Genomic DNA, 19,098 nt, shown 5'->3' with positions numbered 1-19,098 from the left:
CGCTAGAATACCGGCCTCATAGCCTGTACCTTCAGCATCCCCTTTTATAATCTTGTCAAATAAAGCGATCTCCGATGCGTCTGGTTCTTCCCCTGTTGCCGCTCCTGCTGCTATCTCTGCTGCCCACCGCCCATGCGGCCCCCTCCACCATCGCCGCACCCACGCCGATCACGCTGGACCAGGCCATGGCCGATCCCGACTGGATCGGCACGCCTGTCGATGCGGCATGGTGGGGCTGGAATGGCCAACTGTATTACAAGCAAAAACGCCTCGGCTCGCCCCTGCGCGACACCTATCAATTACCTGGCGCGAACGCCAGGCTCAATAGCGGCAAGAAGGTCGACGATGCGCAACTGGCGAACCTCGATGGCCAGCAGATGGTCGTTAACCGGGCCGGCACGCGCGCCATCCTGCTGCGCAATGGCGACTTGTTCGAGCGCGACCTGAAAAACGGCACCTTGATCCAGATCACGCGCGGCGTCTCGGCCATCAGCGACCCGCAATACTCGGCCGACGGCAGCGCGGTGCAGTACCGCAGCGGCAGCGACTGGTTCAGCTGGAGCCGCGTTGACCGCCTGAGCGCCCCCGTGGCCCTGTTGCGCGCGGCCAAGGACCCGGACGCCAAGCCGGAAGCGGACGCCCTGCGCGACCTGCAACTGCGCCTGATCGTCAACCTGGCGCGCCAGAAGGAAGACCGCGACGCGAACCGAGAGCGCCGCCACGAAGAGCGCCGCCTGGACGCCACGCGCGCGCCAGAACCGATCTACCTGGGCGAGAAAGTCACGATTTCCGGCAGCGCCCTGTCGCCCGATGGCCGCTGGCTGCTGTTCGTCACGCAAGACAAGGCCGCGGAAAAAGGCAAGCTGGGCAAACTGGCCCGCTACGTGACGGAAACGGGCTACCCGGAAGCGGACGACGAGCGTACGCGCGTGGGCCGCAACATGCCGATCGCGCAAAGCCTGAAACTGGCCGACCTGCGCACGGGCCAGGTGCGCGAGATCGCTTTCGACAGCCTGCCCGGCATCGCCACCGACCCGCTGGCGACCTTGCGCGCCGAACAGAAGCTGCCGCCACTAAAAGGCAACCGCCCCGTGCGCATCGACGCCCAGCGCGACGGCATCGCCTGGACCGATGACGGTTCCAAGGTGGCCGTGCGCATCCGCGCCATCGACAACAAGGACGGCTGGATCGCCAATGTCGACCTGGCCAATGGCGCCCTCGTGCCCGTGCACCGCGTCAGCGACGCGGCCTGGGTCAACCGCCGCGCCGAGGAATTTGGCTGGCTGCCCGACAACGCCACCCTGTGGTATTTGTCCGAGGAAAGCGGCTACGCCCACCTGTACACAAAAACAGGCGCGGCTCCGGCTCGCGCCTTGACGCAAGGCAAATGGGAAGTGAGCGCCGTCGAGTGGAGCCGCGACGGCAAGACCGCCTATTTTATGTGCAACCGGCAGGCACCCGGCACCTATGAAGTGTGCGCCAGCACGGCCAGCGATGGCGGCGCGCGCGAAGTGACGAATCTGAAAGGCGTGGAAAACTTCGGCCTGTCGCCCGACAACGGCAAGCTGCTGCTGCGCTATTCGACCAGCTATATGCCGGCCCAGCTGGCCACGGTTTCTGTCGCAGGCGGCAAGGCGAATATCCTGACGGATACGCGCAGCGAGGCGTTCAAGGCGCGCAACTGGGTCATGCCGGCACTGGTGCAAGTGCCGTCCACGCATGGCGCGGCACCGATCTGGGCCAAGCTGTATCGCCCCGCGCAGCTGGAAGCGGGCAAGCGCTATCCGATCGTCATGTTCGCGCACGGCGCCGGCTACCTGCAAAACGTCACGCAGCGCTACCCCGTGTACTTCCGCGAACAGATGTTCCACAACCTGCTGGTGGAACAAGGCTATATCGTGCTCGACGTCGACTACCGCGCCTCGCTCGGCTATGGCAGCGCGTGGCGCACGGCTATCTACCGCCAGATGGGCCACCCGGAACTGGAAGATTTCATCGACGGCGCCAACTGGCTGGCGCAGCAGCACCAGGGCGATATCAAGAACGTGGGCATCTATGGCGGCAGCTATGGCGGCTTCATGAGCCTGATGGCCCTGATGCGCGCGCCGGACGTCTTCAAGTCCGGCGCAGCGCTGCGTCCCGTGACGGACTGGACCACCTACAACCACGAGTACACGGCGAATATCCTGAACACGCCGGACATCGATCCGCAAGCGTACAAAATCTCGTCGCCAATCGAATACGCCGACAAACTGACGGGCAACCTCTTGATTGCCCATGGCATGATCGACGACAACGTGTTTTACCAGGATTCCGTGCGCCTGTCGCAGCGCTTGATTGAGCTCAAAAAGGATAACTGGGAAATGGCCAGCTATCCCATGGAGCGCCACGGCTTCGTGCAGCCGGAAGCGTGGTATGACGAGTACCGCAGGATTTATCAGCTGTTCCAGCGTACGCTGAAATAAACCTCCAATGCCCGCTTTTACGCGGGCATTTTTCATGCACGGCAGTTTGCCTTGGCACCAGCGAATATGGAAAATGAGCAGTCCCAAGGCGCTGGCCAAGGGTGAATCGGGCTTGCCATTTCCGCTGGCGTGGCCCATGATAAAGGCATGCAAACGTCAAACTATTCCACCCTGTCGCCACTGCTGCGCGCCGCATGCGCCGCCCTCGTTCTGCTGGCCACCAGTGCCTGCGGCAGCGCCCCCGCACAAGATGCGCCGCCCGCACCCGGCAATGCCGGCTTGCTGGCGCAAATCCAGGCGGAAGTGGGCGCCGCTGCCTGCGATTCCACCCAGCAATGCCAAACCATCGCCATCGGTGCCAAGGCCTGCGGCGGCCCCGAGCGCTACCTGGCCTGGTCCAGCAAGGACTATGACGGCAAGAAACTCAAGGCCCTGGCCCAGGCACAAGCCGAGGCGAGCCGCAAGCAGCAGCAAGCGGACGGCATGATGTCGACCTGCTCCATCGTCACGAACCCCGGCGCCACCTGCGAGGCGGGGCGCTGCGTGCTGCAAAAGAGCGGCCTGGGTGGCAGCTCGGCCATGTAGGCAAGGATAACTACGCCGCTGGATCAGCGGCTTGCGTGGTTCAGCAACAAATCAGGACTGTAGCTGCAAGGTCTTGACGATCTTGCTCTCCACCTTCTCGCCCGCACCCGAGGTGGCATTCTTGCTCTCCTTGCGCAACAACAATAAATGGTCGCCGCTGACGCCATACTGGCGCGTCTCCTCCGTCTTTTGCGTAAAACTGACGACGACAAACGCGCGCCCGCTCACGTCAAAGTGGAAATGGCTGGCCAGCGGCGTGCCATCCGCGGCGATCCACACCTCGATGCCGCCTTCGAACTTCTTCACATACTTGCGGTCTTTTTCAGGCACCTTGTCGAGCGACAAGGTAAAGCTGAGCAGGCGCGCCGGCTTGCCCTTGTAGCTATCCATTTTTTCGCCGCTGAACACGGCCTCCTCGATTTCGCGCGACAGGGCGTCCGCCGCCGACACCATGGAGCGCAGCTCCGTCGCCTTCATTTCCCCCAGCGCAAAGCCGATCGGCGTCTTGACCTTCGGATCCTTCCCCCTGGCGCGCTGTTCGGCTTCGACTTTCGCCAGCAAGTCCTTGCCGTAGAGCACTTGCAAGCCCGCCGGCCCGCCCTCGACGGCCACCGTGGCCTGGCCGCTATCCTCTTCCGCCGCCTTGCCCTCGCCCTCGCGGCGCCAGGTTTTCGACTCGACCTGCGCCTTGATGGGCATCTGGCCCTGCAAGCGCGCCAGCGCAGCATTCAGATCGGCCAGCCCGTCGGCCCGCGCCATCCCGCAAAACAAACTGAACAAGCCCACAGCCGCCAGGCCTTGCACTCCAATACATCGCAGCATCGCCACATCCCTTCAGGTCATACAAGGATGCCAAAACACCATGTTTTGGCCATCTGTTGCATTTGAACACAGCTAGCTCTGGTCAGGTGGAAAGTCTTTCTGCTATAATTCGCCGCCTTGGCCTGGTAGCTCAGTCGGTAGAGCAGAGGATTGAAAATCCTTGTGTCGGTGGTTCGATTCCGCCCCGGGCCACCAAGAATTCAGTAGTAAATATCAAAAAGCCAACCTTCGGGTTGGCTTTTTTGTTTGCTGAGCTGCTCGTGCCCAGCCTATCGCCAGTCACGCTGCAAGCCGCGCAGCGCTGCGCGCCGCTTGAAAAAAATACATCCTACGTCCCTTCAGGTACATCGCCTTAAATTTCAAGGCATGAAATATTGCTTAAAGATATATAATTTCCCTTAACAGACTGACTCCGACAAGAGCTTGGCCGTTTGAGCGTGACGCCACCTGGCATCACTTGAAAAATTAAAAATGGATAGATTCGATGAAGACTTTGGCAATTGTGCTTGGTTCGTGCATGCTCGTTGCATGCGGTGGCGGTGGTAGCGGCTCGTCACCGGCTCCTGTGGCCCCGGCAGATTTAACAGTCAACGGCACTGCCGCAACGGGAAAGGCCATTGCCGGCGCCATGATTACTGCCAAATGCCAGACGGGCACAGGCAACGCCACGACGCAGGCTGACGGCAGCTACAGCCTTGCCGCCGCCGGTGGCAAACTACCGTGCCTGCTCCAGATTACCGATCCGGTAGATAGCTCAAAATTACATACGCTGGTGCTGGGAAGCGGTAGCGCCGCCACTGCCAACATCACGCCACTGACCGAGATGCTGACGGCGCGGGTATTGGGGAACGAACCCGCAGTCTTCTTTGCCGCTTTTGACGCCGCTATTGCCAACAGCAAGATCACGCCCACGGCAGTGAGAGCAGCGCAGGCTGATGTGGGTACGGTACTGAACGGTGTCGTCGACACGAGCCCGCTCGCTGATTTCCTTTCCACACCCTTGAAAGCCGCGACACAAAACAACCCGGCCGGCGGCGATGCGCAGGACCGGCTTCTGGATGCGCTCAGAGTGAAAATCAATGCCGCCCAGCTCACCCAGGTCGTGACCGCGCTGGCCAAGATCAGCAATACAGACGCCATCAAGCAAGTCATCGCCGATATTGCGGCCGTCCCCCCTGTCGCCCAGGCTGGGCCTGCACAAAGCGTCGTCACGGGTACTGTCGTCACGCTCGATGGCAGCGCCAGCTCGGCGGATGCAGGCCGTACGCTCAGCTATGCATGGACGCTGCAATCCAAACCGGCAGGCAGCATCGCAAGCTTGTCGTCGCCGACCTCCGCCAGACCCACTTTTACGGCGGATGTGGCTGGCACCTATGTTGCCAGCGTCATCGTCAACGACGGCAAGGTCAGCAGCAACGCCGCGGCGGTCAGCATTACGGCCGGTAATGCCAATGCGGCGCCGGTTGCGAACGCAGGCTACGCGCAAAATGTCTTGTCCGGCAGCGTGGTCGAACTCAATGGCAGCGCCAGCTCGGATGCCAATGGCGATGTTTTGACGTTTGCCTGGAAGCTGACGGAAAAACCGGCGAACAGTACGGCCACCTTGTCCTCTGCCAGCTCGGCCAGGACCACCTTTACCGCCGATGCCGCTGGTTTGTATGTCGTCAAGCTCATCGTCAACGATGGCAAAGCAAGCAGTGCAGACGCAACGGTCACTGTCACCGCCAGCGCCGTCGACACCTCTGGCCCCACTGTTTCGGCCATCACGGTCAATCCCACCACCGTTGACGTCTCCCTGGCAAGTCAACTGGTGACGGCCACCGTCATCGTGACAGATGCCACCGGTGTCAATCTCAACGCCCTGCCCAATCCCTATTGGTACAACATCGCCGATATCGGCGGCACCCGCATCGACAGCAAATGGGTACTGGCATCAGGAGATGCAAAGCATGCCACCTTCAGCTCGACGGTGACGATCCCCGCAGGCGCCAAAGCCGGCTCCTGGTTGGTTGGCTGGACAGCGTTCCGCGACACATTAGGATATACGAGTACAAATGGCGGTTACAGCCGGAGTTTCACCGTACAGAGCAATGAACTCAGCGACACCTCGGGGCCCTCTGTGTCGGACATTACCGTCAATCCCACGAACGTTGACGTCTCGCAGGCAAGTCAACCGGTGACGGTCACCGTCATCGTGACAGATGCCACCGGGGTCAATCTCAACGCCCTGCCCAATCCCTATTGGTACAACATCGCCGATATCGGCGGCACCCGCATCGACAGCAAATGGGTACTGGCATCAGGAGATGCGAAGCATGCCACCTTCAGTTCAACGGTGACGATCCCCGCGGGAGCCAAAGCAGGCTCCTGGACTGTTGGCTGGACAGCGTTCCGCGACACATTAGGCTATACGAGTACGAATGGCGGCTACGACAAGAGCTTCACCGTGCAAGGTAATGGACTCAGCGACACGTCGGGTCCCGCCGTTTCGGCTATCACCGTCACCCCCACCACCGTTGAAGCCTCACAGGCAAGCCAACTGGTGACGGCTACTGTCATCGTGACAGATGCGACCGGGGTCAATCTCAACGACCTGCCCACCCCCTCCTGGTACAACGACGCCGATATCGGCGGCACACGCATCTGGAGCCAATGGGTGCTGGCATCCGGCGACGCGAAGCATGCCACCTTCAGGACGACGGCGACGATCCCCGCAGGTGCCAAAGCGGGTGCATGGCAGATTAGCTCTCTAGCTTTCAGTGATGTATTGGGCTATACGAGTACGAATGGCGGTTACAGCCAGAGTTTCACCGTCAAATAGGCGTACCATGCAGCGCCCGACGGTATATCCGGGAGCCGCCAACCCGATGTAAAACTTCACAGCCAACCTTCGGGTTGGCTTTTTTGTTTGTCTTTGCACAAAACCTCCACCCCGCCGCCCCATTGTGTGGGCAAACGTACGGACTGCGGCTGTCCAAGAGCGCATGCTGCAAGCAGACCATATACCCATCCCGCCGCCAGCGCCCTGTGCGACACGGCGGGACGGCCACCTGGCTAGCTCTCCCCACCACACCGCCATGCGAAACTCGCGCCCGACGCCGTCGAGCCGTTCCGTACATAACGGCACACTGCCAAAGGATGCATCATGAAAACCACCCTGATATTGCTCGCGCTCGCCTCTACCCTCGCCTTGACCGCTTGCCAGCGCGAAGCGCCCCCTATCGTGCAAGTCGTTCCCGGCCCTGCAGGCGCGCCTGGTCCTGCAGGCGCTACGGGTGCCAAAGGCGCCGAAGCCCCTGCCGGCGCGACTGGTGCCACCGGCGCCACTGGCCAGACCGGCGACAGCGGTGCCGCCGGATATGATGGCGCCAAGGGAGCCACTGGCGCACAAGGCAACGATGGTGTTCAAGGCAACGACGGTGCCAAGGGCGACGACGGCGCCAAAGGCAAGACGGGCGACACGGTGATTGTCGTTCCACAACGCTAATACGCCTCACGCCACACTCCACAACGCCAACCCCTGCGGTTGGCGTTGTGCGTATGCGCAGTACCGCACAGTAACATCGGCCATATCGGCCTACCCTGTATTTATTACACAGGGAGATATCGCATGCTGACGATCATACTGATGGTGGCCCTGCTGGGCCTGCTTGCACTGTTCGCGCCCGGCCCCGTGCGCCGCGCCCTGATTACCCCACACTTGCTGGCCCTGTTCAAGCGCATCTTGCCAAGCATGTCCGATACGGAACGCGACGCCCTTGAGGCGGGCACCACCTGGTGGGATGCCCAGCTGTTTTCCGGACAGCCCAACTGGTCCAGGCTGCTGGCCTATGGACGCGCCTCGCTCACCGCTGAAGAGCGCCACTTTCTTGACCACGACGTCGAGCGGCTGTGCGAACTGGTCAACGACTGGGAAACGCAGCAGCAACTCGACTTGCCACCGCAAGCCTGGGCCTACATGAAAAGCCAGGGTTTCCTCGGCATGATCATCCCGAAACAATATGGCGGCAAACAGTTCTCCGCCTACATGCATTCGCAAGTGGTGATGAAGCTGTCGAGCCGCTGCTCGGCGCTGGCGGTGACCGTGATGGTGCCCAATTCGCTGGGACCGGCCGAACTGCTGCTGCACTACGGCACCGAAGAACAAAAAAATTATTACCTGCCGCGCTTGGCTTCCGGCACGGAGATTCCCTGCTTTGCACTGACCAGCCCGTATGCGGGTTCCGATGCGGCTGCCATTCCCGACCTGGGCGTGGTGTGCATGGGCATGCATGAGGGGCGCGCCACTGTGGGTTTCCGTCTCACCTGGAACAAGCGCTACATCACGCTGGCGCCCGTGGCGACCTTGCTGGGGCTGGCATTCCAGACCAGCGACCCCGATCATTTGCTCTCCGACAACGATTCGCCGGGCATCACTTGCGCCCTGATCCCCGCCAGCCACGACGGCGTGGTGATTGGCCGCCGCCACCATCCACTCAATGCCGCATTCCAGAACGGCCCCACGTCCGGTAACGATGTCTTCATCCCCATCGACTGGGTCATCGGCGGCCAGGCGCAGGTGGGTAAAGGCTGGCGCATGCTGATGGAATGCCTGGCGGCGGGACGGGCAATCTCTCTGCCCTCGTCCAGCGTGGGCATGGGCAAGATGGCCGTGCGCGGCACCGGCGCGTATGCGGCCGTGCGGCGCCAGTTCAACATGGCTATCGGCAAATTTGAAGGAGTGCAGGAAGCGCTGGCCCGCATGGGCGCCAACCTGTACCTGATGGACGCGGCCCGCACCCTGGCTGCGCACGCCGTCGACCTGGGCGAAAAGCCGGCCGTCATTTCCGCCATCGTCAAATACCACGTCACGGAACGGGGACGCGCGCTCGTCAATGACGGCATGGATATCCTGGGCGGCAAGGGCATCTGCATTGGCCCCAACAATTTCCTCGCCAGCGCCTACCAGCAGATCCCCATCGCGATTACCGTTGAAGGCGCCAACATCCTTACGCGCAGCCTGATCATCTTCGGCCAGGGCGCCATCCGCGCGCATCCATATGTACTCCGGGAAATGGCTGCCGTCAGCGAAAGCGATGGCCGCAAAGCACTGCGCGATTTCGATGCGGCCTTCTTTGGCCACGTGGGCTTTGTGCTGGGCAACCTGGCCAGAGGGCTATGGTACGGACTGGGCGGTGCGCGCCTGGCGGCCGTGCCCGACGCCGGCGCACCCGCACTGGCCCCCTACTACCGCGCGTTGACGCGGCTGTCGACGGCGTTTGCCGTCATGACGGATATGTCGATGTTCGTGCTCGGTGGCGAACTCAAGCGCCGCGAACGGCTGTCCGCGCGCCTGGGCGACGTGCTGGCGCAGCTGTATCTGGCTTCGTCGGTGCTGAAGCGTTACGAGGACGATGGCCGGCCCGAGGCCGACCTGCCCTATGTGCACTGGTCGCTGCAAGATGCGCTGGTCAAGGCGCAGCAAGGCTTGACGGGCGTGCTCGATAACTTCCCCGCGCGCGTGCTCGCGGTGCTGCTGCGCACCTTGCTGTTCCCGTTCGGCCTGCCCCATCGTCCGCCGTCCGACGAACTCGGCAGTGAAGTGGCGCTGGCCCTGCAAACGCCGGGCGCCGACCGCGAACGCCTGCTGGCCGACGGCCATGTGGCCAGCGACGCGGCAGATCCCGTGGCCTGCGCCGAGCGGGCACTGGCCTTGCTGCCGGAAGTGCTGTCCATCGAAAAGCGCCTGAAAGATACGCCCGAGGGCGCGGCCCTGCGGCACTTGCCGCAAAGCCTGTCCGCCATGCAACAGTGGCTGGCAACGGCCAAGGCGGCAGGCAGCGTCAACTGCCAGGAGCACAATACCTTGCTGGAATACGCGCGCCTGGTCGACGGCTTGATACAGGTCGACGATTTTGCGCCCGCCGCAGCGCATGAAACGCTGGGTTCCTATCCCCGCGATGATGCAGGCGTGGTCGAGGCCAGCGACAAGCCCGGCACGAGCGGTACCAAGGCCGCGTACACGACGATGACGGAGAGCCAGATGGCGCCGGATGTCAATCCCTTGACCCAAGGCAAGGCATCGCCGCGCCAGCCCGCATAGAATGGCCGGCTTTGCCCCTCGCCCATGCGCCACGCTCCCGAACTCCTCCTGCCTGCCGGCTCCCTGGCCAAGATGCATGCCGCCTTCGACTATGGCGCCGACGCCGTCTACGCGGGCCAGCCGCGCTACAGTTTGCGCGTGCGCAATAACGATTTTTCAACTTTGCAAGCCTTGCAGGAGGGAATTGATGGCGCCCATGCGCGCGGCAAGCAATTCTTTGTCGCCAGCAATATCTTCGCCCACAATGCCAAGCTGAAAACCTATTTGCGCGACATGGAACCGGTGATCGCCATGCGTCCCGACGCCCTGATCATGGCCGACCCGGGCTTGATCATGATGGTGCGCGACAAGTGGCCGGACGTCCCCGTGCACCTGTCCGTGCAGGCGAATGCCGTGAACTGGGCGGATGTAAAATTCTGGCACCGCATGGGTCTGACACGCGTGATTTTGTCGCGCGAACTGTCGCTCGACGAGATAGAGGAAATCCGCCAGCGCTGCCCGGAGATGGAACTGGAAGTGTTCGTCCACGGCGCCCTGTGCATCGCCTATTCGGGCCGCTGTTTGCTGTCCGGCTATTTCAATCACCGCGACCCGAACCAGGGCACCTGCACCAATTCCTGCCGCTGGGATTACAAGGTGAAAAATGCGTCCGAAGACGCCAGCGGCGACCTGGGCGGCATGCAGGTGGTGCCGCTGGAATTTCACCAGGCGCTGGCCGAGGCCGACAACAATGCGTTTTCCGCCCTGCACCAGCAGCCGCGCCACCCGCTGGCCGACCAGCCCTACTTTATCGAAGAAGCCCAGCGCCCGGGCCAGCTGATGCCGATCCTCGAAGACGAGCACGGCACCTACATCATGAACTCGAAGGACTTGCGCGCCGTCGAGCATATCGAGCGCCTGGTCAAGATCGGCGTCGACTCGCTGAAGGTCGAGGGCCGTACCAAATCGCTGTACTACGCGGCTCGCACGGCGCAAGTCTACCGTCAGGCCATCGATGACGCCGTGGCGGGCCGTCCTTTCGACATCGGCCTCCTGGGCCAGTTGCAAGGCCTGGCCAACCGTGGCTACACGGACGGTTTTTACCAGCGCCACCACACGCAAACGCATCAGAACTACATGCGCGGCGCCTCGGAAGCGGACCGCAGCCAGTACGTGGGCGACGTGCTGGGCGTGACGGACGGCTGGGCCAGGGTGGAAGTGAAAAACCGCTTCGCCGTGGGCGACCGCATCGAGGCCCTGCATCCGGGCGGCAACCGCGATTTCACCATAGCACGCATGCTCAGCGATGACGGCAAGGAAATCCAGGTGGCGCCCGGCAGCGGCCACTTCGTGCGCATCGAACTCGACGGCGCCCTCGACAAGGCCTTGCTGGCGCGCTATTTGTAAACTTGTAACCGCCAGTCTGGTACGCGGGGTGGCGAGCAGTTTCTAAGTGTTTGATTTGACAAGTAAAAATCTGCAAGGCAGCGCTTAAACAATTTGTTTAAGCCTCAACATTGCTATACGATACGGCCACCCCGCGCCCGGGAGCCTTATCGGCATCCCGGGCGTTCCTGACACGTTCACCGGAATCCCCGATGCCACCTGCCACACCTGCCCTGATCACCAATGATGCCGTCGTCCTCGGCCTGCTTGCCATGACCCTGGGGGCCGTCTTCTGGACCGCCTCCCGCACGAACGGCTTCTGGAAAAAGTTTTACACGTATATCCCCTCACTGCTGATGTGCTACCTGATCCCGGCGCTGCTCAACACCTTCGGCATCATCAATGGCAACACGTCCGGCCTGTACGCCGTGGCGCGCGACTACCTGCTGCCCAGCGCGCTGGTGCTGCTGTGCGTGGCTATCGATTTCGGCGGCATCGTCCGCCTCGGCCCCAAGGCCATCATCATGTTTCTCACTGGCACGCTTGGCGTCATGCTGGGCGCCCTCGTCTCGTTCGAAGCCTTGCGTTTGATCCACCCGGAAACGGTGGCAGGCGACACCTGGCGCGGCATGACGACTGTCGCCGGTTCGTGGATAGGCGGCGGCGCCAACCAGGCGGCCATGAAGGAAGTATTTGAAGTGGATGCCACGCTGTTCGGACAGTTCGTCGCCGTCGACGTGCTGGTGGCCAACGTCTGGACGGCCGTACTGCTGTTCCTGGCAGGCCGCGCGGGCGCCTTCGACCGCTGGACGGGTGCCGATTTGACGGCCATCAATGCGCTCAAGGACAGCATCGAAAGCTACCGCGCCCAGCACGCGCGCGTTGCCAGCCTGACCGACATCATGATCATCCTCGGCGTGGGTCTGGGCGTGACGGGCCTGTCGCACTTCCTGGCCGGCCCCATCATCAACTGGATCGCCACCCTGCCGGCCGAGTGGCGCCTGCAGGATTACAGCCTGACGTCGAACTTCTTCTGGATCGTCGTGCTCGCCACCACCTTCGGCTTGCTGCTCAGCTTTACCCGCGCGCGCAGCCTGGAAGGCGCGGGCGCCTCGACCATCGGCTCGGCCATGCTGTACGTGCTGGTGGCCACCATCGGCATGCACATGGACTTGAAAGCCCTGTTCGACAAGCCATTTTTGTTCCTGCTGGGCCTGATCTGGATTGCCGTGCACGGCGGCCTGATGCTGCTCGTCGCCAAGCTGATACGTGCGCCGCTATTCTTCATGGCAGTGGGATCGCAAGCGAACATCGGCGGCGCCGCCTCGGCCCCCGTCATCGCCAGCGCCTTCCACCCGTCCCTGGCGCCCGTGGGCGTGCTGCTGGCCGTGCTCGGCTATGCGCTGGGCACCTATGGCGCCTATATCACGGGTTTGATACTGCGCAGCATGGCGGGGTGAGGCTTATCCTGGCTTGACCAGCCAAACCCGCAACGACAACGCCAGCCTTCGGGCTGGCGTTGTCGTTTACCCATCGCATCGTGCGCACAGCCCTAAAAAATCCCCATCATGTAGCAGAAACCCCTCAGAACCAAATTTATGCACTATTTTCGTGCAAAATCTGCGATGATAGTTGCCCAAATAACCGATCACCTCCATGGAATTCTGATGAAATACGCATCTGCTCACGAGTATGTCCAGCATGTCGCCGCACGCAATCCAGGTCAACCCGAGTTTCTGCAAGCCGTCACCGAAGTCATGGAAAGCTTGTGGCCATTCCTGGAACAGCAACCGAAATACGCGGAACAAGGCTTGCTGGAACGCTTGATCGAGCCGGAGCGCGTGGTGATGTTCCGCGTGTCGTGGGTCGATGACCATGGCCAGGTGCAAGTCAATCGCGGCTACCGCATCCAGCACAGCATGGCCATCGGGCCGTACAAGGGCGGCATCCGCTTCCATCCTTCCGTCACGCTGTCCGTGCTGAAATTCCTCGCCTTCGAGCAGACGTTCAAGAATGCCCTGACGACCTTGCCGATGGGCGGCGGCAAGGGCGGCGCCGATTTCGATCCGAAGGGCAAGAGCCCGGGCGAAGTGATGCGCTTTTGCCAGGCCTTCGTCAGTGAACTGTTCCGCCACGTGGGCTCGGACACGGACGTGCCGGCCGGCGACATCGGCGTGGGCGGGCGTGAAGTGGGTTATATGGCCGGCATGATGAAAAAGCTCAGCAACCGCGCCGACTGCGTGTTCACGGGCAAGGGCGCCAGCTTTGGCGGCTCGCTGATGCGTCCGGAAGCGACGGGCTATGGCACCGTGTATTTTGCAGAGGAAATGCTGAAAACGCGGGGCCGCTCGTTTGAAGGCATGCGCGTGTCCGTTTCCGGTTCGGGCAACGTGGCGCAGTACGCAGTGGAAAAAGCCATGGCCATGGGCGCGAAAGTCATCACCGTCTCCGATTCCAGCGGCACCATCATCGATGAAGACGGTTTCACGCCGGAAAAGCTGGCCATCCTGATGGAGATCAAGAACCATCTGTATGGCCGCGTCAGCGACTACGCCGAACGCACGGGCGTGCGCTTCGAGGCGGGTGTGTCGCCATGGCACGTGCCGGTCGACATCGCCCTGCCCTGCGCCACGCAAAATGAATTGAACATCGACGATGCGCGCACCTTGATCGCCAATGGCGTGCAATGCGTGGCCGAAGGCGCCAACATGCCCACCACCATCGAGGCAGCCAAGGCGTTCGAGGCGGCCGGCGTGCTGTATGCGCCAGGCAAGGCGAGCAATGCTGGCGGCGTGGCCACGTCGGGCCTGGAAATGAGCCAGAACGCGGCCAGAATTTCCTGGCCGCGCGAAGAAGTCGACGCGCGTTTGCTGCAGATCATGCAAGGCATCCACGCCGCATGCAAGCAATACGGCACGCGCGCCGATGGCACCGTCAGCTATGTGGATGGCGCCAATATCGCCGGTTTTGTCAAAGTGGCCGATGCGATGCTGGCGCAAGGGGTGATTTAAGGGGGTAATTTAAGCGGTCTAACGACACCTGACAAAACCGTAGCGAGCGGAAGAGAGAGGTGGCTAAGAAGCGCAACCGTACTCAAGTACGGTGAGCATCGCAGGCCGCCTATATCGACGCGCGAGGTTTGATCAGGTGTCCTACAGCATCTCGGGCTTCATCAGGCTCTTGCGGCTGATGGTGCGGCCCGATACCATGAACTCGCCATTGCCCCGGTAGTGCAGGGTTTCGGGCAGCTTGGGCGAGGTGGCCACGTGGGCTTTCACGCATTCGAAAATGAAGAAGCCACCCTTCGGATTGCCCGCTACCTGGGCCAGCTTGCATTCGAAGTTGGCGTAGCACTCGGCGATCAGGGGCGCGCCCACCTGCTCGGCCGGCTGGGCCGTCAGGCCGAAGGCGGCGAACTTGTCCGTATCTTCGCCGCTGCAGTTGCCAATGGCCACCACCTGGTCGACCATGTCGGCCGTGGGCAGGTTGATCACGCACTCCATGCTGCGCTTGATCATTTCATAGCTGTGATTCGCGTCGGAAATGAAGCAGCCCAGCAACGATGGTGACAATTGCATCAGCATGTGCCAGCCCATGGTCATGACGTCGCTTTCGCCCTTCCACGTTGAGCTGACCAGCACCACCGGCCCCGGTTCGAGGAAGCGCCGGATATCGGCGACGGGATAATCTTCTTTGTGGTAATTTTTCATCTGGTCTCCAGGACGCGGTACGCCATAGCATAGACCAATGGCGCCTTGGCGGGCGCGCGCCTGGCCGATGGCGGGGGCGTGTCATCGGCGCCGCGATTTGTGCAATTCATCGCAAATTTCTCCCCGTTAGAGATGTTGCAACATAGAATACACTGATCAACTATCCAAGGAAACCGCCATGCGCCCTCTGTTCCTGTTGTCAGTCCTGTCCCTCGCCTGCCTCTCCACCCTCGCGCATGCCGACGAGCAAAGCCGCACGGTCGCCACCTTCAACGCCATCGATATCCGTGGCCCCATCAGCATCGAGGTGGAATCGGGCAAGGAGCAGACCCTGCTGCTGCGCGGCGACCAGAAATTCCTCAGCGGCGTGATCACGGAAGTGGTCGATGGCGAGTTGAAAATTTCCATGAAGGATAAAAATATCAAGAAAACGGAGGGCGACCCGCGGGTCATCATCACCATGCCCACCTTGCGCAAGCTGATCGCAGAAGGCGCGGGCGAGAAGATCTTGACCAAGCTCAATGGTCCACGAGTCGACATCAGCTACAAGGGCGCGGGCCGCCTGGCTGCCGATGGCCAGGTCGACTGGCTGCGCCTGAAGGCGCAAGGCGTGGGCGAAGTCGATACGAAAGCCTTGCTGGCGAAAAACGTCGATGTCAATTTCGACGGCATCGGTTCCGTCAAGGTGTATTCCTCGGGAGAACTGAACGCCGTCGTGCGCGGCATGGGCGAACTGACGTATTACGGCAAGCCGAAGATCGTCCACAAGTCGGTCGCCGGCATCGGCAGCGTGAACGCCGCCAAATAAGATTTCCTAGAACAACAAGGCCATCAGGCCACTGGAGACTGCATGACCGTTTTACACGATACCGACGCACCACTGGTGCTGCGCGAAGATGAGGGTGGCCTCGTCACCCTGCGCCTGAACCGTCCGCTGCAATTCAATGCCCTGTCCGTCGCCATGCTGGCCGCGCTACAAGAGGCCTTCGATAGCATCGCGCAGCAACCGCAGGTACGCTGTGTGGTGCTGGCCGCCGAAGGCAAGGCCTTTTGCGCGGGCCACGATTTGCGCCAGATGCAAGCCACGCGTGAGCTTGCGTATTATCAAACCCTGTTCGCGCAATGCTCGCGCGTGATGCAAGCCATCCAGGCCTTGCCCGTGCCCGTGATTGCCCGCGTGCACGGCATCGCCACGGCGGCCGGCTGCCAGCTGGTGGCCAGCTGCGACTTGGCCGTGGCGGGCGCGTCCGCGCGCTTTGCCGTGTCCGGCATCAACGTGGGCCTGTTCTGCGCCACGCCATCGGTGGCCCTGTCGCGCAATGTGTCGCCCAAGCGGGCCTTCGACATGCTGGTAACGGGGCGCTTCATCGACGCCGACACGGCCGCCGACTGGGGCCTGATCAATGAAACGGTGGCCGATGCGGCACTCGACGAGGCCGTGGCGCGCCTGGCCCAGCAAATCATGGCGAAAAGCCCGACAGCCATCCGCTACGGCAAGGCCATGTTCTACCGGCAGCGCCAGCTGCCGCTGGACGACGCGTATGCATATGCGGGCGACGTGATGGCGCACAACATGATGGAAGAGGATGCAGACGAAGGCGTGAGCGCCTTTTTAGAGAAGCGGCCGCCCAGCTGGGCGCGACCTTGAGTACCTGACCGAACCTACTGCGCGTCGGTATAGGCAGCGTGCGATGCTCACCGTACTTTAGGACGGTTGCGCTTCTCGGCTACCTCTCCCTTCCGCTCGCTACGGTTCTGTCAGGTACTCCTGGACTTCCTAGTCTTAACGACTGTCCTTCATCTGCTGCTGTACGGAAAGACTCAAGGTACCCAGGTCTTCCTTGCCCAGCAGCGGCAATTGCGCCAGCAGCTGCATCAGGGCGGAACTGCCCGTCACATCGAGCTCGGACGACTGCACCAGCACCGTGCCGGCGCCCGTGAAGTCGATCTGCTTTTCCTCGCCAGATAAACTGAAACCCGTGAGCGCGCCGGCGGCCGAGGCCCAGCCCTGCACGTGGGCATAATCGTAGTGGTAGGAAGGACTGGGACAATCGGCCCAGCCCAGCACGGCCTGCTCATCCACGCGGCAAGGCAACTCCAGGAAGTGCACGGGACCGTTCGACGAGGCGATGACTTTACCCGTGCCTATCATCGTCAGATAGCCGGGCAGGGTCGATTCCTGGCAAATCACATCCTTGGTAAAGCCCAGCAGGTTTTTCGCGCGGATGGTCATGTTGGCGTTGTCCAGGTCGTAGCACGCCAGGTCGTTGCCGTTGTCGCCCAAAATCAACTGGCCCTGGCCTTGCGCCACGACAAAGTGGTGGATGTATTTCGGTGCATTGAAGGCGTTGCGCACGATCAAGTCGAGCACGCTGCTGCCCATGGCTTCGAAGCGCAGCTCGCCATAAAAGGCAATCATCTTGCCCTTGCGAATGAAGATCTGTTCCTTGACGTCGATGACATACGAAAAACGGTTCAAGTTATCGTTCTTCGGCAAGGTATCAGGGTTGTAAATCGTCATGGCTTACCTTTCGCTCGCTTGTATGTAGACCGTGCCCTGGCCCGTGAACTTCACCTGGTACGACTCGCCCGACGCCTGACCGACAAAGGTTTTCCAGTTCAGGTCCGTGACGATGGTCGAGCTCAGCTGGCCCGTGTGGCCGATATACGCTTGCGGGTCGACAAACACGGGCACGTCCGGCGTGACGGGCAAACCGATGGCGTTGCCATCCGACAAAATCGCCACTTCGCCCGTGCCTTGCAAGGTGGTGGTAAACAAGCCCTGGCCCGAGGCCATGCCGCGCACCACGCCCTGCACGCCGCCCTGGTTGCCGAGGAACATGGTGCCGGCCGTCAGGCGCGCATCGAAGGCCAGCAGAGAATCGCTTTCCACATAAAACGTTTCGCCGCGCACGGGCACGATACTGACGAACAGGCCGCCCTGCGCATAAAACACGCTGCCCGTGCCACGCGCCGACATCATGGCGTAGCCTTCGTTCGTGACGGCGCGCATGGCCAGGCTTTGCACGCCCTGGCCGGCCAGGAAAGAGCGGCTGAACGCCACGTCGCCCTGGTAAGACACCATGGCGCCCTTGCGCGCGAACACTTCTTCATTGCCGAGTTTAACCTCAAGCATCTTTTCATTGATTTGCTGATAGACAGGCATCGCGGGTCCTCGCTAACTTAACGTTCGGCGGGCTGGATGAACACCACGCCCTGGCCTGTGAATTTGTGCTGGTACGATTCGCCCGAGCTCTGGCCGATCATGGTGCGCCAGTTGACATCAAAAACGAATTCCTGGCGGATATCTCCCTTGAAGCCGACGAAGGCGTCCGGGTCCACGCGCAGCGGGTGCGCGGGCGTCACTTCCAGCATGATCAGGTTGCCGCGCGAAATGACGGCCAGGTTGCCGTGGCCTTCGACGGTAGTGGAAAACAGGCCCTGGCCCGAACTGGCGCCGCGCAGGCCGGCAAAGCTGGTGCCCGTCTTCAGGCTCGTGTCGTAAGCCAGCAGGCTGCTGCTTTCGATGGTCAGCTTTTCGCCGGCCAGCGCCATGACGGTGATCTCGGCCGCATTCTGCGCAAAAAACACGGTGCCCGTGCCGGCGGCCTGCATCACCTGCATGCCTTCGTTCGTCACCTTGCGCTTGAGCGCGCCGAAGATGCCCTCGCCACCGAGCAAGGATTTTTCAAATTTGATGCTGCCCGTATAGGCGACCATGGTGCCGGCAATCGCCAGCACTTTTTCATCCTGCAGGCGCACTTCCAGCAGGCGGTCGGTATTGGTGCGGAAACTGGTCACGCGCGACTCCCCAAGAATGCCAGGGCACAAAGCCATGGCTATCCGACAAGATACCGGGGGCGTTACCGCCATGCAAGTGCTATTCCTCCCGAACGGGGGCGAGCGAATAAAAAAAGGCTATGTCACCGTAAGGTGTGGGAACTCTCCCATGGTTGCCTTCAACAATGTTTCCGGGGAGCGGATGCGTCCGGCGTCGAGTATCCAGCGCCACCCCAGATAATTCGGCAGGTAATGGCTGGCTACCCCGTGGAATATGCGCAGCCAGCCG

The 19,098-nt window shown here is 61.7% G+C and carries 15 protein-coding genes, 1 tRNA gene and 1 pseudogene; 11 read left to right on the top strand and 6 right to left on the bottom strand.

The window, feature by feature from the left end; genetic code table 11:
- Positions 1 to 74 precede the first annotated feature (74 nt).
- On the top strand, positions 75 to 2,465 hold the full coding sequence (locus ACQ4WN_RS24420) for a S9 family peptidase (RefSeq protein ID WP_436553849.1): 2,391 nt from the start codon (positions 75 to 77) through the stop codon (positions 2,463 to 2,465).
- Positions 2,466 to 2,612: 147 nt separating this feature from the next.
- Positions 2,613 to 3,050, top strand: a complete 438-nt coding sequence (locus ACQ4WN_RS24415; RefSeq protein WP_436553848.1) for a hypothetical protein — start codon at positions 2,613 to 2,615, stop codon at positions 3,048 to 3,050.
- A 51-nt stretch (positions 3,051 to 3,101) separates the two neighbouring features.
- Here the strand turns inward: ACQ4WN_RS24415 and ACQ4WN_RS24410 are convergent, their stop codons facing one another.
- Positions 3,102 to 3,872 (bottom strand): hypothetical protein, encoded by a 771-nt coding sequence (locus tag ACQ4WN_RS24410; RefSeq protein ID WP_436553847.1) that lies wholly within the window; start codon positions 3,870 to 3,872, stop codon positions 3,102 to 3,104.
- Positions 3,873 to 3,991: 119 nt separating this feature from the next.
- Between ACQ4WN_RS24410 and ACQ4WN_RS24405 the strand changes: the two genes are divergently transcribed.
- The 7 genes from ACQ4WN_RS24405 (at position 3,992) to gdhA (ending at position 14,330) form a co-directional block, all read left to right on the top strand.
- A tRNA-Phe gene (locus tag ACQ4WN_RS24405) sits at positions 3,992 to 4,067 on the top strand.
- Positions 4,068 to 4,356: 289 nt separating this feature from the next.
- On the top strand, positions 4,357 to 6,693 hold the full coding sequence (locus ACQ4WN_RS24400; protein ID WP_436553846.1) for a PKD domain-containing protein: 2,337 nt from the start codon (positions 4,357 to 4,359) through the stop codon (positions 6,691 to 6,693).
- A 324-nt stretch (positions 6,694 to 7,017) separates the two neighbouring features.
- Positions 7,018 to 7,359 carry a collagen-like protein gene (locus ACQ4WN_RS24395; RefSeq protein ID WP_436504495.1) on the top strand — a complete coding sequence of 114 codons (342 nt, stop codon included), beginning with the start codon at positions 7,018 to 7,020 and terminating at the stop codon, positions 7,357 to 7,359.
- Positions 7,360 to 7,482: 123 nt separating this feature from the next.
- Entirely contained in the window at positions 7,483 to 9,954 is a 2,472-nt protein-coding gene (locus tag ACQ4WN_RS24390; RefSeq protein WP_436553845.1) for an acyl-CoA dehydrogenase, read from the top strand.
- 24 nt (positions 9,955 to 9,978) lie between these two features.
- A complete protein-coding gene (trhP, locus tag ACQ4WN_RS24385) occupies positions 9,979 to 11,340 on the top strand; it encodes a prephenate-dependent tRNA uridine(34) hydroxylase TrhP (protein WP_436553844.1) in 1,362 nt (453 codons plus the stop codon).
- Positions 11,341 to 11,531: 191 nt separating this feature from the next.
- On the top strand, positions 11,532 to 12,779 hold the full coding sequence (locus ACQ4WN_RS24380) for a DUF819 family protein (RefSeq protein WP_436553843.1): 1,248 nt from the start codon (positions 11,532 to 11,534) through the stop codon (positions 12,777 to 12,779).
- A gap of 207 nt (positions 12,780 to 12,986) precedes the next feature.
- Positions 12,987 to 14,330, top strand: coding sequence for an NADP-specific glutamate dehydrogenase (gene gdhA / locus ACQ4WN_RS24375; protein WP_436553842.1), 1,344 nt, complete (start codon positions 12,987 to 12,989; stop codon positions 14,328 to 14,330).
- Between the two features lie 141 nt (positions 14,331 to 14,471).
- On the opposite strand, the gene ACQ4WN_RS24370 is transcribed toward gdhA, so the two are convergent.
- Positions 14,472 to 15,029, bottom strand: coding sequence for a flavin reductase family protein (locus ACQ4WN_RS24370; RefSeq protein ID WP_436553841.1), 558 nt, complete (start codon positions 15,027 to 15,029; stop codon positions 14,472 to 14,474).
- A gap of 178 nt (positions 15,030 to 15,207) precedes the next feature.
- Between ACQ4WN_RS24370 and ACQ4WN_RS24365 the strand changes: the two genes are divergently transcribed.
- Positions 15,208 to 15,837: a head GIN domain-containing protein gene (locus ACQ4WN_RS24365; protein ID WP_436553840.1), complete on the top strand. Its 630-nt coding sequence runs from the start codon at positions 15,208 to 15,210 to the stop codon at positions 15,835 to 15,837.
- Between the two features lie 42 nt (positions 15,838 to 15,879).
- Complete coding sequence (locus ACQ4WN_RS24360; protein WP_436553839.1) at positions 15,880 to 16,677, top strand: enoyl-CoA hydratase; 798 nt, start codon at positions 15,880 to 15,882, stop codon at positions 16,675 to 16,677.
- A gap of 135 nt (positions 16,678 to 16,812) precedes the next feature.
- Here the strand turns inward: ACQ4WN_RS24360 and ACQ4WN_RS24355 are convergent, their stop codons facing one another.
- The 4 genes and pseudogenes from ACQ4WN_RS24355 to ACQ4WN_RS24340 all read right to left on the bottom strand — a co-directional run.
- A complete protein-coding gene (locus ACQ4WN_RS24355; RefSeq protein ID WP_436553838.1) occupies positions 16,813 to 17,550 on the bottom strand; it encodes an AIM24 family protein in 738 nt (245 codons plus the stop codon).
- 3 nt (positions 17,551 to 17,553) lie between these two features.
- On the bottom strand, positions 17,554 to 18,165 hold the full coding sequence (locus ACQ4WN_RS24350; protein ID WP_436553837.1) for an AIM24 family protein: 612 nt from the start codon (positions 18,163 to 18,165) through the stop codon (positions 17,554 to 17,556).
- 47 nt (positions 18,166 to 18,212) lie between these two features.
- Positions 18,213 to 18,866 carry an AIM24 family protein gene (locus ACQ4WN_RS24345; RefSeq protein ID WP_436553836.1) on the bottom strand — a complete coding sequence of 218 codons (654 nt, stop codon included), beginning with the start codon at positions 18,864 to 18,866 and terminating at the stop codon, positions 18,213 to 18,215.
- An 81-nt stretch (positions 18,867 to 18,947) separates the two neighbouring features.
- Positions 18,948 to 19,098, bottom strand: a pseudogene (locus ACQ4WN_RS24340) (IS1595 family transposase); the annotation flags it as partial.

Origin of the sequence: Janthinobacterium pasteuri (assembly GCF_051380775.1) — a bacterium.
Classification (GTDB): Bacteria; Pseudomonadota; Gammaproteobacteria; order Burkholderiales; family Burkholderiaceae_D; genus Janthinobacterium.
The sequence above is the reverse complement of the archived record's forward strand: the minus strand, read 5'-3'. Positions and strand labels throughout refer to the sequence as shown.